At 72.6% G+C, this 13,873-nt stretch carries 15 protein-coding genes; 6 read left to right on the forward strand and 9 right to left on the reverse strand.

The window, feature by feature from the left end; all coding sequences use genetic code 11:
- The first annotated feature begins 141 nt into the window (after window positions 1–141).
- A complete protein-coding gene (locus ACFWYM_RS25715; RefSeq protein WP_384841709.1) occupies window positions 142–435 on the forward strand; it encodes a hypothetical protein in 294 nt (97 codons plus the stop codon).
- Here ACFWYM_RS25715 and ACFWYM_RS25720 read toward each other — a convergent pair.
- Entirely contained in the window at window positions 429–719 is a 291-nt protein-coding gene (locus tag ACFWYM_RS25720) for a hypothetical protein (protein ID WP_384841712.1), read from the reverse strand. The genes ACFWYM_RS25715 and ACFWYM_RS25720 overlap by 7 nt on opposite strands.
- A 4-nt stretch (window positions 720–723) precedes the next feature.
- On the reverse strand, window positions 724–1,281 hold the full coding sequence (locus ACFWYM_RS25725) for a hypothetical protein (RefSeq protein ID WP_384841715.1): 558 nt from the start codon (window positions 1,279–1,281) through the stop codon (window positions 724–726).
- A gap of 88 nt (window positions 1,282–1,369) precedes the next feature.
- On the opposite strand from ACFWYM_RS25725, the gene ACFWYM_RS25730 reads away from it, so the two are divergent.
- From ACFWYM_RS25730 to ACFWYM_RS25740, 3 genes are all read left to right on the forward strand, one after another.
- Window positions 1,370–1,732 (forward strand): PadR family transcriptional regulator, encoded by a 363-nt coding sequence (locus ACFWYM_RS25730; RefSeq protein ID WP_384841718.1) that lies wholly within the window; start codon window positions 1,370–1,372, stop codon window positions 1,730–1,732.
- Between the two features lie 26 nt (window positions 1,733–1,758).
- A complete protein-coding gene (locus ACFWYM_RS25735; protein WP_384841721.1) occupies window positions 1,759–2,427 on the forward strand; it encodes a permease prefix domain 1-containing protein in 669 nt (222 codons plus the stop codon).
- Between the two features lie 88 nt (window positions 2,428–2,515).
- Window positions 2,516–4,342, forward strand: coding sequence for an FG-GAP repeat protein (locus ACFWYM_RS25740; RefSeq protein ID WP_384841724.1), 1,827 nt, complete (start codon window positions 2,516–2,518; stop codon window positions 4,340–4,342).
- Between the two features lie 54 nt (window positions 4,343–4,396).
- Here the strand turns inward: ACFWYM_RS25740 and ACFWYM_RS25745 are convergent, their stop codons facing one another.
- Window positions 4,397–4,945: a YciI family protein gene (locus tag ACFWYM_RS25745; protein WP_384841727.1), complete on the reverse strand. Its 549-nt coding sequence runs from the start codon at window positions 4,943–4,945 to the stop codon at window positions 4,397–4,399.
- A 104-nt stretch (window positions 4,946–5,049) separates the two neighbouring features.
- Between ACFWYM_RS25745 and ACFWYM_RS25750 the strand changes: the two genes are divergently transcribed.
- Window positions 5,050–5,601 (forward strand): DUF421 domain-containing protein, encoded by a 552-nt coding sequence (locus ACFWYM_RS25750; RefSeq protein WP_384841730.1) that lies wholly within the window; start codon window positions 5,050–5,052, stop codon window positions 5,599–5,601.
- A gap of 24 nt (window positions 5,602–5,625) precedes the next feature.
- On the opposite strand, the gene ACFWYM_RS25755 is transcribed toward ACFWYM_RS25750, so the two are convergent.
- Window positions 5,626–6,204 carry a TetR/AcrR family transcriptional regulator gene (locus ACFWYM_RS25755; RefSeq protein ID WP_384841733.1) on the reverse strand — a complete coding sequence of 193 codons (579 nt, stop codon included), beginning with the start codon at window positions 6,202–6,204 and terminating at the stop codon, window positions 5,626–5,628.
- A 193-nt stretch (window positions 6,205–6,397) separates the two neighbouring features.
- Between ACFWYM_RS25755 and ACFWYM_RS25760 the strand changes: the two genes are divergently transcribed.
- Window positions 6,398–7,132, forward strand: a complete 735-nt coding sequence (locus ACFWYM_RS25760) for an SDR family oxidoreductase (protein ID WP_384841903.1) — start codon at window positions 6,398–6,400, stop codon at window positions 7,130–7,132.
- Between the two features lie 38 nt (window positions 7,133–7,170).
- Here the strand turns inward: ACFWYM_RS25760 and sucB are convergent, their stop codons facing one another.
- The 5 genes from sucB to ACFWYM_RS25785 all read right to left on the reverse strand — a co-directional run bounded on the left by sucB (window position 7,171) and on the right by ACFWYM_RS25785 (window position 13,824).
- On the reverse strand, window positions 7,171–8,916 hold the full coding sequence (gene sucB / locus ACFWYM_RS25765; RefSeq protein WP_384841736.1) for a 2-oxoglutarate dehydrogenase, E2 component, dihydrolipoamide succinyltransferase: 1,746 nt from the start codon (window positions 8,914–8,916) through the stop codon (window positions 7,171–7,173).
- A gap of 61 nt (window positions 8,917–8,977) precedes the next feature.
- Window positions 8,978–10,366, reverse strand: coding sequence for a dihydrolipoyl dehydrogenase (gene lpdA / locus ACFWYM_RS25770; protein WP_384841739.1), 1,389 nt, complete (start codon window positions 10,364–10,366; stop codon window positions 8,978–8,980).
- Window positions 10,367–10,695: 329 nt separating this feature from the next.
- Entirely contained in the window at window positions 10,696–12,237 is a 1,542-nt protein-coding gene (locus tag ACFWYM_RS25775; protein ID WP_384841742.1) for a leucyl aminopeptidase, read from the reverse strand.
- A gap of 124 nt (window positions 12,238–12,361) precedes the next feature.
- Complete coding sequence (locus tag ACFWYM_RS25780; RefSeq protein WP_384841745.1) at window positions 12,362–12,943, reverse strand: RDD family protein; 582 nt, start codon at window positions 12,941–12,943, stop codon at window positions 12,362–12,364.
- Window positions 12,944–13,029: 86 nt separating this feature from the next.
- Window positions 13,030–13,824: an adenosylcobinamide-GDP ribazoletransferase gene (locus ACFWYM_RS25785; RefSeq protein ID WP_384841748.1), complete on the reverse strand. Its 795-nt coding sequence runs from the start codon at window positions 13,822–13,824 to the stop codon at window positions 13,030–13,032.
- Window positions 13,825–13,873: the final 49 nt, after the last annotated feature.

Raw genomic sequence — 13,873 nt, forward strand, 5'->3', positions numbered from 1 at the left:
AAAGGAGGCGGTATCGATGGGCAACAGTCCGAGTCCGAGTCCGACACCACGCACCCGACCGCCTCTTCCCGGTACGCACTGACGGCTTTCCAGGCATCCGCCTGTCCGTCCGTGCCGCCGCCCGAACTCCGGGAGGCCGCCATGGCTTTCACACACCAGACCCCCAAGGAGCCGGTCATCCGGCTCACCTTCGACGGCAACTCCACGACGTATCTGCTCGACACCCCGGACGCGCGGCCGGGCGAGAGCGAGTGCGCGGTCTACGACCCGCGGGTCCACGCCGCGTACGTTCTCGCCCAACAGGGCCACCGGACGAGCTGGTTGGCCGCCCACCTCGGTCTGCCGCGGACCGTGGTGCGGCAGATCGTCGCGCTGGCCCGCCCGACTCCCCCGCCCACTCCCCTCGCCGACCGGTCCTTCGGGGTCCACTACTGAGGCACCGGGGCCACGGTCCGCCGCAGCGCCAGCACGCCCCCGACCCCCGGGACGACGGCGCGCCATCGGGCGCCCGGCGCCGTGGCCTGCGGCAGGGCCCAGGCCGAAACGATCACGGCGAGGTAGGCGGTGCCGTGCAGCGGGCCCAACAGGGCGGAGAGGGACGGCACATGCGCGGTGAAGAGATTGACCAGGAGGGCCGCGAGGGACCCGGCCTCGGCAATAGCCGCGATGCGCAGGGGGCGTGGGGGCCGCAAGGTACGCGGGGGCCGCAGGGTGCGCACGGGATCACGCCCCCGTCGTGGAGCCGGGGCGGACGATCATCAGGACGACGACCACCGCCCAGAGGACGTTGAAGATCCCGGTCAGCATGGCGAGCCGGGCCGCCAGGGGCCGGAGCGCGACCGGCTCCGCCGTCGCACCCGGTCGCGGAGCCGCACCCGGCTGCGAAGTCGTACCCGCCTCCGCCGTCGCACTCGGCTCCGCCTTCCCCTCCTGCCCGCTCCCGGCCCGGCTCAACAGCCGCTCCTGCGCGGGCAGGACGCCCAGGCCGAGGAGCGCGGCGGCGACGGCGGTCAGGACGAGCGAGGCGATGAGCCACGCGTCCCCGAGCACGCCGAGCTGGACGGCGGTGGCCAGGCCGAACACCGGGACGGCGAGCCCGGCGACGGCGTACCCGCGGCAGACGCGGTGCAGCAGCGCCGCGATCCCGGCGGACCGCCCGTCCCCGTCGTCGGCCCCGGCGGCGCGCACCGCGTAGCGCGGAAACATCGAGGCGGCGACGGTGATCGAGCCGACCGCCAGGATCGCCACGAGGACATGCACGGACAACAGCAGCTTGGTCACTGCGGACCTCCAAGCCGGAACAGGAGCTGAATATGTTGGCTGCCAATACATACACTGCCTACACCCACCTTGTGTAGGCTGCCTACCCATGAAGGCGGATGCGGTGCGAGGGCACCTCGATGGACTGCTGCTGGCCGTGCTGGAGCCGGGCCCGCTGCACGGCTACGCGATCATCACCGCGGTGCAGCGCCGCAGCGGTGGCGTACTGGAGCTGCGCACCGGGACGATCTACCCGGCCCTGAACCGGCTCGAGCGGCTCGGCCTGCTGAGCAGCAGCTGGCAGTCCGAGGGCGAGCGGCGGCGCCGCGCTTACGAGCTCACGGACGCGGGGCGCGCTTCGCTCGCGGGCGAGCGGACGGCGTGGAGCGAGTTCACGCAGGCGATCGGCTCGGTCCTCAACCCCGGCGCGCAGCCCGGGAGTTCCGGCACCCGGCCCGGGCTCGCGACATGAGCGGTCCAAGGCCGGGGGCGGTCCCCATGAGCAAGCAAGCAGCGGACCCCGTCGAGGAGCACGTCGCGGCCCTGAGCGCCGCCCTGCACGGGCCGCCCCGCGCCAAGTCCCGGCTGGTCGAGGAGCTCCGCGACGGCCTGGTGGACACGGCCGCCGCCCACGCCGCCGAGGGCATGCCCCACGAGGCGGCGGCACGGGAGGCGGTACGGGAGTTCGGCGCCGTCGACGAGCTGGTGTCCAGCTGCCAGCGGGAGTTGACGATCGCCCAGGCCCGGCACACCGCCCGCGCCGTGGCCCTCACCGCGCCCTTCCTCGTCGGCTGCTGGGCCCTGGCCTGGAACGCCGGCCATCCGCAGGCGTCGCCACTACCGCGCACGGCTCAGCTGATGGCGGTGCACCTGGCGGGTGTCGCGCTGGTCGCCGCGCTGCTGGCGGCGGTGACCCTGGCCGTCACGGGCACGCTCGCCCGCCACCTCCCCACGCCGCGGGGGCTGCCGCGCGTGGTCGCCTGGGCCGGGACCACGGCCAGCACCGCCATGGCGGTCACGGCCCTCGTGCTCGCCACCGGCGCGGCCCTCGCCACCAACTGGCCGCTGCTCGCCTTCGCCGGGGTGCTCGCGGCGGCCTCGCACGCGGCGGTGGCGGCCTCCGCGCGCGCCTGCCGCCGCTGTGCACGGCTGCCCCAACTGCTCTGACGGCGGCGGACGGTCGGCCCGGGTCCCGTGATGCAACGGTTACGGGCCCGTGAGCGGTTCGCCGTCCCCACCTGCCAAGACTTGCTCCATGCCGGATGAAGATCGTCTCCACGGGAGCCATAGGAACCATGGGAGCCATGGGAGCCATGGGAGCCACGGAAGTCGCTGGGGCCAAGAAAGCCCTGGGAGCCTCCGGGACCGCTGGGCCCGGCGGACCTCGCGGCTCCAGCGGCTCCGGCGGCTCCGGCGGCTCCGGCGGCTCCGGCGGCTCCGGAAGCGTCTCCTCGTACCGAGCCTCGCGCTCCTCGCCGCCGGGGCACTGCTGCTCGCCTCCGGTTGCACGGGCGAGGGCGGGCACGGCGACGACCGGGGCGAGCGGACGGCCGCGCTCGGCCTCTGCAAGGCCACGCCGAGCGCACGCCCCACACCGACCGGCACGACCACCCCGGCCCGCGACCGGTCCGAGCCCCCACGCAAGACCAAACCCAAACCCAAGCCCAAAGCCGAAGCCGAGCTCAAAGCCGAAGCCGAGCTCAAAGCCGAAGCCAAACCCAAGCCGTTCAACCGGGACGACTTCAACGGCGACGGACGCGGCGACCTCCTGCTCGGCGAACTCGGCCCCGACACCGACCAGTTCATGCTGCTCGGCTCCCCCGCCGGTGCCGCCGCCGGTGCCGCCACCGACCGCCGTGTCCCCGTCACCGGCCGTTTCCCCGAACTGGACAAGACCTCGTCGGGCGACGGCGCGTACAGGTACGAAGTGGCGGAGACCGCCGACTGGGACGGCGACGGCAGCGCAGACATCCTGTACCGGGCGCAGATCAAGACTCGGGACGACGGCCGCCGCACCCCGTACAAGGAAGGCATCCTCTGGGGTGGCAAGGACGGCAAAGGCGGCAAGGAGGGCGTGAGCGGGTCCTTCACCCGGCTTCCCGTCTCGGACGCGCCGCCCGTCTCGGCGGGTGACTTCGACGGCGACGGCCACGCCGACCTGGCCTCCGGCCCCTTCGAGGCGACCAAGGATGCGGACAACGACGTGCGGTGCGCGGCCATCGACTACGGCCCGTTCGACCGGAGCGGCCGCCCCGCCGAGCGCCGGTACGTGGACATCACCCGGCGCGGCACGGTCTCCGCGTACACCTTCACCGCGGGCGACTTCGACGGCGACGGCCGGGACGAGTTCTTCACCACCGGATTCCGAGCCGTGGGCGAGGAGGTCACGGACGAGACGTCGCCCGACGTGTACGTCGACGCCTCGTACTACCGCGTGGGCACGGACCGTTCCGTCGAGCGCGTCGGGGACCTCAAGGCCCTCGGGCACGGCGCGGACACCCACTACGACCCGGAGGGCAGCGACGACGGGCCCGCCGCGCTGGGGCCGTCCGGCTCCCTCGACGCCTACCTCACCGCTGACTTCGGCGGCAACGGCCGCGCCGACGTCATGGTCCCCGGCAAGGACCGGCGGACCGGCAACCCGCACGTCCTGTACGGCGGCGCGGGCGGACCCGGCACCGGGCGCGCGGCCACCGAGGGTCCGCTGCACGACAGCGTGGCCGTCGGCGACGTGAACGGCGACGGCCGCGACGACCTCGTCACCGGCGACTTCGGCGACCCGCTCCACCAGGCCGGGAGTGTGAGCGTGTTCCTGGGCGGCGGGCGTGGCCTCGCCCGGCAGGCCGCGGTCACCTTCGACCGTACGGATGTGGGCATGGCCGACGTCCGCCCGCAGGGCGACGCCGACCGGGACCGGTTCGGCAGCGGACTGCGACTCGCCGACCTGGACGGCGACGGCTGCGACGAACTGGCCGTCCACACCGCTGACTTCAAGGGCCGCAGCGGGCAGCGCGGCTACTACGTCATCCCCGGGAGCGAGGACGGGCTCCGCGTCGAGCGGGCCCTGCACGTGCCGAGCTGAGCCTCTCGGGCAGGCGCCCGGCCACCACCCCTGCCACCACCCCTGTCGCCGCCCCTACCTGCGCCCGCCGAACTCCCAGTCGTGGACCTCGATGTCGGCGTACCGCTCCGGGGTCAGGACGGCACGGGCCGCCCGCGCGTCCGGAGCCTCGACGAGGGCGGCCGTGCCCAGCCAGGCCGTGCCGTCGTCCGACAACAGCGGGCCGTACGCGATGAGTTCAGCGCGGCCGTCGGGCACCTCGACGTCAGCGGGCTCGCCGGAGCCGAGGCCCAGCACCAGGTACCGGTTGCCGCCGGTCGGGCCCCCGGGGAAGTCCCACATGGTGCGCCCCAGGAGGTTCCGCCACCGGCGCACGAGCACGTCCCGGTAGGCGCCGGCCTGGTAGTTGGGCTCGTCGAAGGCGAATGCGCGGGCGGCGGCGGGGTCCGGCAGGTCGACGATGTGCACGCTGCCCGAGGGGGTCTCGCCGTCCTCGGCGAAGGTCGGGCCGCGCGCGATCAGCTCCTTCGCGTACCGGTCCATATAGGACCAGTGTTCCTCGATCAGCTCCTCGCGCAGCGCGAGCGAATCGGGGCGGTCACGGTGGTAGCAGAGGAACTCCATGGCCAGACTGTCGCCGACGTGCCCCGCGAGCACAACTCATATCCGGCGCCCGCCCCGTCCGTGCCTCCGCCACCGGCCCCGCACCGCTGCCTAGAGTGTCCGGAATGTGGCACGACATGATGACCTCCGGCATCCCGTACGCCGAGAAGGCCGCCCGCACCGTCCTCGTCTACCTGGCCCTCGTCGTGCTGCTGCGCATCGTGGGCAAGCGCGGCATGGCGCAGCTCAACACCCTCGACCTGGTCGTCATGCTGCTGCTGTCGAACGTCGTGCAGAACGCCATCATCGGCGACGACAACTCCCTGGTCGGCGGCCTGTTCGGGGCCGCGGTGCTGCTGGCCGTCGACGCGCTGCTGGTGCGCTGGGCCGCCCAGTTCGACTGGGTGTTCCGGCTCCTGGAGGGCACCCCGACCGTCCTGGCCCGCGACGGGCACTATGACGAACGGGCCGTACGGCACCAGGGCCTGCGCCGCGGCGACCTCGACGTCGCGGTGCGCTCGCAGGGCGGCGACAGCATCGCCGAGACGTCCCTCATGGTCCTGGAGCCCGGCGGCACCCTGGTCGTCGAGCTGAAGCACGGCGACCAGGTCGCCGACAAGGCGGACATCGCGCAGCTGCGCGCCGAACTGGCCCGCCTGGAGCGGCGGTTGGGATGACTCCTCACCCGCGTGCGGGTGAGGTCAGCCCGTCGAGCGCGAGGTCAGTCCGTCGAGGATGAGGCCGAGGAGGCGATCGGCCTGGTCGCGCCGGTCCGGATCCGACGAGGTGAGGGCGATGCCGGCGAGCGCGGCGAACAGGTCGGTGGGGCGGATGTCGGTCCGGAAGGCGCCGGATTCGGTCCCGGCTTCCATGAGAGCGACGATGGCCTTCTGGATCAACTCCCGACTGTGGCCGTACGGATCGCCCCCGGAGGCGACGACGGCGCGCAGGGCGTCGGCCATGCCGCGCTTCGCGGTGGCGTAGTCGACGAAGCGGCCCATCCAGGCGCGCAGGGCCTCGCGGGGCGGCATGGCTGCCAGCAGTTCGGGGGCGGCGTCGCAGAGCCGCGCCACTTCATTGCGGTAGGCCGCCTCGATCAGGGCTTCGCGGGTGGGGAAGTTGCGGTAGAGGGTGCCGGTCCCCACGCCCGCTTCTCTCGCGATGCGTTCGAAGTGCGCGTTCAACCCCTCCTCGGTGAACACGCGTACCGCGGCGGCCAGGATCTTCTCCCGGTTGCGCTGCGCGTCGGCCCTCAGCGGGCGTCCCGTCTCCCGTGCCATCGGCGGCCCGCTCCCTCGCTCCCTCGCCTCCTTGCTAAGTGGAGGGTACTCCACTTACGGTGAGGCTAAGTGGCGGCGCCTCCACTTTCGCGCTGTCCACCCCACGCGAAGGAACACAGTCATGTCAGAGATCGAGGAAATCGCGGGCGTCAAGGGCATCGAGAGCACCAAAGGCATCGACGGCATCGAAGGCATCGAAGGCATCGAGGGAAAGGTCGTCGCCATCACGGGCGCCGGGAGCGGCATCGGCGAGGCGACGGCCCTGTTGCTCGCCGAGCGCGGTGCGAAGGTCGTGCTCGGTGCGCGGCGGCCGGACCGGCTCGAAGCCGTGGCCGCCCGGATCGAGAAGGCGGGCGGTCAGGTCGCCCACGTCCCCACGGACGTGACGCGCCGCGACGACCTGACCCGGCTCGTCGACGTGGCCCGTGAGCGGTTCGGCCGGCTCGACGTCCTGGTCAGCAACGCCGGGGTCGGCCTGATCTCGCCGCTGGACGAACTCCGCGTCGAGGACTGGGAGGAGATGATCGACGTCAACTTCAAGGGCGTCCTGTACGGGATCGCCGCGGCTCTCCCCGTCTTCCGCAGCCAGGGCTCCGGGCACTTCGTCCACACCGTCTCCACCGCCGGGCTGCGCATCGTGCCGCTCCAGTCGGTGTACGCCGCCACGAAGAACGCGGTGCGGACCGTCTCCGAAGGGCTGCGCCAGGAAGCGGGCGACAGCCTGCGCGTCACGGTCGTCTCGCCCGGCGTCACGCGCACGGAGTTCGCGGACCGCATGGCGCCCGAGGTACGGGACCAACTCGGCGCGGCCATGGGCGACATCGGCATCCCGCCCGAGGCCGTCGCCCGCGCCGTCGCGTTCGCGATCGAGCAGCCCGCGAGTGTCGATGTCGGGGACATCGTGGTGCGGCCGACGGCGCAGGGCTAGGGCCTGCGTGCTTCTGTCCCTGGCGAGCCTTACGGGACCTACAGGCCGAGTTCGACCTCGAACTCGCCGGCCTCGAGGATCTGCTTGACCGTGGTCAGGTAGCGGGCGGCGTCGGCGCCGTCGACCAGGCGGTGGTCGTAGGACAGGGTCAGGTAGACCATGTCGCGCACGGCGATGGTCTCGCCGAGGTCCGGGTGGTTGATGACCACCGGGCGCTTGACGGTGGCGCCGATACCCAGGATGCCGACCTGGTTGGGGGGCACGATGATCGTGTCGAACAGGGCGCCGCGCGAGCCGGTGTTGGAGATGGTGAAGGTCGCCCCGGACAGCTCGTCCGGGGTGATCTTGTTGCCCCGGACCTTGCCGGCGAGGTCGGCGGTGGCCTTGGAGATGCCGGCCAGGTTCAGGTCACCCGCGCCCTTGATGACCGGGGTCATCAGGCCCTTCTCGGAGTCGACGGCGATGCCGATGTTCTCCGAGTCGTGGTAGGTGATGGTGCCCTCGTCCTCGTTGATGCGGGCGTTGACGACCGCGTGGGCCTTGAGTGCCTGGGCGGCGGCCTTGACGAAGAACGGCATCGGGGACAGCTTGACGCCCTCGCGGGCGGCGAAGGAGTCCTTGGCCTGCGCCCGCAGCTTCATGATCTTGGTGACGTCCACCTCGACCATGGAGGACAGCTGCGCCTGGCCGTGCAGGGCCTTCATCATGTTGTCGCCGATGACCTTGCGCATGCGGGTCATCTTGACGGTCTGGCCGCGCAGTTCGGACGCCTGGATGGCCGGAGCCTTCGAAGCAGCGGCCGGAGCCTTCGCGGCGGCCGGGGCCGGGGCGGCGGTCTTGGCGGCCTCGGCGGCGGCCAGCACGTCCTGCTTGCGGATGCGGCCGCCGACACCGCTGCCCTTGACCTGGGCGAGGTCCATGCCGTTCTCGGTGGCGAGCTTGCGCACCAGCGGGGTGACGTAGGCGCCGTCGTCGGCCGGGGTCACCGCGGCCGGAGCAGCTGGAGCAGCCGGAGCAGCCGGAGCAGCCGGGGCCGCGGGGGCGGCCGGGGCCGCGGGAGCCGCCGGAGCCGGGGCGGCGGGCTGAGCCGGGGCCGGGGCAGCGGCGGCGGGCGCGGCCGGAGCAGCCGGAGCCGCGGGGGCGGCGGGCTGGGCCGGAGCGGCCGGGGCAGCGGCGGGCGCGGCCGGGGCAGCCGGAGCGGCACCGGGAGCGCCGATGACGGCGAGCTTGGCGCCGACCTCAGCGGTCTCGTCCTCGCCCACGACGATCTCGAGCAGCACGCCCGCGGTCGGGGCGGGGATCTCGGTGTCGACCTTGTCCGTGGAGACCTCGAGCAGCGGCTCGTCCTCCGCGACCTCCTCGCCGACCTCCTTCAGCCAGCGCGTCACCGTGCCCTCGGTGACCGACTCGCCCAGGGCGGGCAGGGTCACGTCGGTGCCGGAGGCGCCACCGGCCGGAGCGGCGGCGGGGGCGGCGGGGGCGGCGGGGGCGGCCGGAGCCGCGGGGGCCTCGGCGGCCGGGGCCGGAGCAGCCGCGGGGGCGCCGGAGCCGTCGTCGATGACGGCCAGCTCGGCGCCGACCTCGACGGTCTCGTCCTCGGCGACCTTGATGGAGGCCAGGACGCCGGAAGCGGGGGAGGGGATCTCGGTGTCGACCTTGTCGGTCGACACCTCGAGCAGCGGCTCGTCGGCCTCGACGCGCTCGCCTTCGGCCTTCAGCCAACGGGTGACAGTGCCCTCGGTGACGCTCTCGCCGAGCGCCGGAAGGGATACGGAAACCGCCATGGTTTCTGTTGCTCCTTACGAAAGATCAGGTATGTGGTCGTCGCGCCCGTGTGACTGAAGGTCAGTCGTGGGAGTGCAGAGGCTTGCCCGCGAGGGCGAGGTGCGCCTCGCCGAGCGCCTCGTTCTGCGTCGGGTGAGCGTGGATGAGCTGCGCGACCTCGGCGGGCAGCGCCTCCCAGTTGTAGATCAGCTGCGCCTCGCCGACCTGCTCGCCCATGCGGTCGCCGACCATGTGGACGCCGACCACGGCACCGTCCTTGACCTGGACGAGCTTGATCTCGCCCGCGGTCTTGAGGATCTTGCTCTTGCCGTTGCCCGCGAGGTTGTACTTCAGAGCGACGACCTTGTCCGCGCCGTAGATCTCCTTGGCCTTGGCCTCGGTGATGCCGACGGAGGCGACCTCGGGGTGGCAGTACGTCACCTTCGGCACGCCGTCGTAGTCGACCGGGACGGTCTTGAGACCGGCCAGCCGCTCCGCTACCAGGATGCCCTCTGCGAAGCCGACGTGCGCGAGCTGGAGCGTCGGGACCAGGTCGCCCACGGCCGAGATGGTCGGGACGTTGGTCTGCATGTACTCGTCGACCAGGACATAGCCGCGGTCCATGGCGACGCCCTGCTCCTCGTAGCCGAGACCGGCGGAGACCGGGCCGCGGCCGATGGCGACGAGCAGCACCTCGGCCTCGAAGGTCTTGCCGTCGGCGAGGGTCACGCGGACGCCGTCCTGCGTGTACTCGGCCTTCTCGAAGAAGGTGCCGAGGTTGAACTTGATGCCGCGCTTGCGGAACGCGCGCTCAAGAAGCTTGGAGCTGTTCTCGTCCTCGACCGGGACGAGGTGCTTGAGGCCCTCGATGACGGTGACGTCGGTGCCGAAGGACTTCCACGCCGAGGCGAACTCGACGCCGATGACGCCGCCGCCCAGGATGATCGCGGACTGCGGGACGCGGTCCAGGGTCAGGGCGTGGTCCGAGGAGATGATGCGGTTGCCGTCGATCTCCAGGCCCGGCAGCGACTTCGGCACGGAGCCGGTCGCGAGGAGCACGTGGCGGCCCTGGACGCGCTGGCCGTTCACGTCCACCGAGGTCGGGGAGGAGAGCTTGCCCTCGCCCTCGATGTACGTCACCTTGCGGGAGGCGACGAGACCCTGCAGGCCCTTGTAGAGGCCCGAGATCACGTCGTCCTTGTACTTGTGGACGGCCGCGATGTCGATGCCCTCGAAGGTGGCCTTGACGCCGAACTGGTCGGCCTCGCGCGCCTGGTCGGCGATCTCGCCGGCGTGCAGCAGGGCCTTCGTGGGGATGCAGCCGTTGTGCAGGCAGGTGCCGCCGAGCTTGTTCTTCTCGATCAGTGCGACGTCCAGGCCCAGCTGCGCTCCGCGCAGGGCCGCGGCGTAACCGCCGCTACCACCGCCGAGGATCACTAGGTCGAAAACGGTGCTGGCGTCGTTCGCCACGTCACGTCCTCCATGCATGTGCGCCGTACGCCGGACCGCTCTCCCCGGGGGTTGACCGGTCGGTCGGCTGGTATTCGGCCGCTCTTGTTTCGGCCCTGTGGTGGGGGCCCTGTCCTGCCGAGAACCCATCTTCGCACTTGTCGGCGAGAGACGGGACGCCGGGCCGGGCTGTGAGATGGCTGATCGCCTGGTGCAGGGGGTTACTCCTGCGTGTGAACCTACGGATTTCGTTCAGGGCGAAATCACCGCGGGCCCGGACAAGGTGTGAGACACGACGTGAGGCCCCGGGCGTCGTCGTCCGGGGCCTCACAGCGTGCGGTGAGTCCGTATCAGCCCAGGTCACCGGAGGCGGTACGTTCCGCCAGCCGGACCAGGGTGCGGACCGCCGAGCCGGTGCCGCCCTTGGGGGTGTAGCCGAAGGGGGCGCCCTCGTGGAAGGCCGGGCCCGCGATGTCCAGGTGAGCCCAGGTGATGCCCTCGCCCACGAACTCCTGCAGGAACAGGCCGGCCACCAGGCCGCCGCCCATGCGCTCGCCCATGTTGGCGATGTCGGCGGTGGGGGAGTCCATGCCCTTGCGCAGGTGCTCCGGCATCGGCATCGGCCAGGACGGCTCGCCGACCTCCTCGGCGATCTCGTGGACCGCGGTGCGGAAGGCGTCGTCGTTGGCCATGATCCCGTACGTGCGGTTGCCGAGGGCCAGCACCATGGCGCCGGTCAGCGTGGCCACGTCGACGATGGCGTCCGGCTTGTCCTCGGACGCCTTGGCGAGCGCGTCGGCCAGGACCAGGCGGCCCTCGGCGTCGGTGTTGAGGACCTCGACGGTCTTGCCGCTGTACATCCGCAGGACGTCGCCGGGGCGGGTCGCGGAGCCGGACGGCATGTTCTCGGCGAGCGCCAGCCAGCCCGTGACGTTCACGTCGAGCTTGAGACGGGCGGCGGCGACGACGGCGGCGAACACGGCGGCGGCGCCGGCCATGTCGCACTTCATCGTCTCGTTGTGCCCGGCGGGCTTCAGCGAGATGCCGCCCGAGTCGTACGTGATGCCCTTGCCGACGAACGCGAGGTGCTTCTTCGCCTTGGAAGACGTGTACGAGAGCTTGACCAGGCGCGGCCCGGCCGCCGAGCCGATGCCGACGCCGAGGATGCCGCCGTAGCCGCCCTTGGCGAGCGCCTTCTCGTCGAGCACCTGGACCTTGATGCCGTGCTCCTTGCCGGCGGCCTGGGCGACGGCGGCGAACGCCTCGGGGTTGAGGTCGTTCGGCGGGGTGTTGACCAGGTCGCGGGCGCGGTTGAGCTCCTCGGCCACGGCGATCGCGTTCTCGACCGCCGCCTTGTACGCCTTGTCGCGGGGCTTGCCGCCGAGCAGGGCGACCTCGCCGAGCGGGCCCTTGGCGTCCTTGGCGCCCTTCTTCGCGGACTTGGCGCCGATCTGGTCCTTGTACGCGTCGAAGGAGTACGCGCCGAGCAGCGCGCCCTCGGCGATGGCGCCGGCGTCGTCGGCGTCCTCGAGGGGCAGCGCGAACGCGGCCTTCTTGGTGCCGGTGAGGGCGCGCGCGGCGGTGCCGGCGGCGCGGCGCAGGGCGTCCGTGCCGTACGTCTCGTCCTTCTCCGGGACCGTGCCGAGACCGACCGCGAGGACGACCGGCGCCTTGAACCCGGTGGGCGCGGGCAGCTTCGTCACCTCACCCTCGCCGCCGGTGGCGCCGAGGGTCTCCAGGACGGAAGCGAGCTTGCCGTCGTACGCCTTGTCCACGGACTCGGCGCCGGGGGCGACGACCGGGGCCCCCTTGGAGCCCTTCGCGACACCGACGACGATCGCGTCGGCGCGCAGCCCGGACGCGGCCGCGGTGCTGAGAGTCAGAGCAGTCACGGTGGTGAGGTCCCTCTTTCGGTGAGTTTCTGGCGGGCTGGGGTGGGAGCCCGTCGCGAGCCTACGCCCGTAAGCGCTGCGGTGCGCCTCACGGTCCGTGTTCGGCGCGGTGCACCGGCCGCGGTCAGGCGGCGGCCAGAGGCCGGGCCGGCAGGCCGAGACCGGTGACCGCGGTCCCGGCCACCCGGTCGGCGAGGGAGCGACCGGTCGGCGTGAGCGCGGCGAGGGCGTTGGCGAGGAAGACGAACACCGCGATGAGCCAGCACAGCACGGACAGCAGGAACTCGCCCTCCACCAGCAGGCAGCAGGCGAAGGAGTACACCGCCACGTCGGCCGCGGTCGACACCCCGGCCCGCAGCGCGGCCCGGCTCGGTGTGCTCGGCGCGACGCGCATGCCCGCCAGGGCCTTGCCGAGCGTGCGCCCGATGAGCGTCAGGCACAGCCACTGGTAGAGGAACGTGGCGAGGACCAGGATCCCGAACGCCTGCTCCACGTAGAGGACCGATTCGTTCCACACGTGCCGGGCCGTGTCGATGACGTCGCCGCGCGAGGTGAGGATCCACCAGGCGGACTTGTCGCCGAGCTCGGGCACGTCGGTGACGAGGGCGGAGATGCGGTGGAAGGTGAACACGGCGAGTCCGATCGCCGCCGCGAACACCAGCGCGAAGTCGATGAGCCAGGCCACGGCGCGGCGTAGTTTCGGCATGAACATCCCTATGGTGAGCGGCAGTTGAGTCAGCCGATCAGCGTAGCGAGGGACCCGGCACGCGCCCCAGTGATCCGTTCAACTGCTCAGCCGAGCGCGAGGACCACCAGCGCCGTGGTCGCGGCGGTCTCGGCGAGGCCCCCGAAGACATCCCCGGTGATGCCGCCGAACCTGCGCACGCAGTGGCGCAGCAGGAGCTGGGCCGCCCCGCAGGCGGCGAGCACGGCGAGGACGCAGCGCCCGATGTCGTACGGGCCGAAGAGCGCGCCGGTGCCCGCGGCCGCGCAGCCGGCGGCGGTGAGCACGAGGAGCGCGGCCCGCGTCGGCACGGTGCCCGCGACGGCGGCTCCGAGGCCCTCGGGGCGGGCCGGGGGAACTCCGCTGCGGGCGGCCAGGGTCAGGGCGAGCCGGGCCGCGGTCGCGGAGAGCGCGGCGGCCGCGGCGCCGCGCGCCCAGCTCTCCTCGTACAGCTGGAAGAGGACGGCGACCTGGGCGAGCAGCACGAACAGGAGCGTGAGGACGCCGAACGGGCCGATGTCCGACTGCTTCATGATGCGCAGCGCGTCCTCGGCGGGCTTGGCGCTGCCGAGCCCGTCGGCGGTGTCGGCGAGCCCGTCGAGGTGCAGCCCCCGGGTGAGCGCGGCGGGCACGGCCGCGGTGGCCACCGCCGCGAGCAGCGGCCCGGCCCCGAGCGCGAGCAGCACCCCGCCGACGGCGGCCGCGCACAGCCCGACGACGAGCCCCGCGACCGGAGCGCAGAGCATGCCCCGGCGGGCGGCGTCGCGGTCCCAATAAGTGACCGTCACGGGGAGCGCGGTGAGCGTGCCGAAGGCGAACCGGATCCCCTCGGGAAGGGGGGAGCGACGGGGGGAGCGGGGCATCGCGGAAGGGTACCTCCGGGGCCCGTGGCCCGAGGGCCGGTGGGGGCTC

The organism is Streptomyces sp. NPDC059009, assembly GCF_042740175.1.
In the GTDB taxonomy this organism is placed as follows: Bacteria; Actinomycetota; Actinomycetes; order Streptomycetales; family Streptomycetaceae; genus Streptomyces.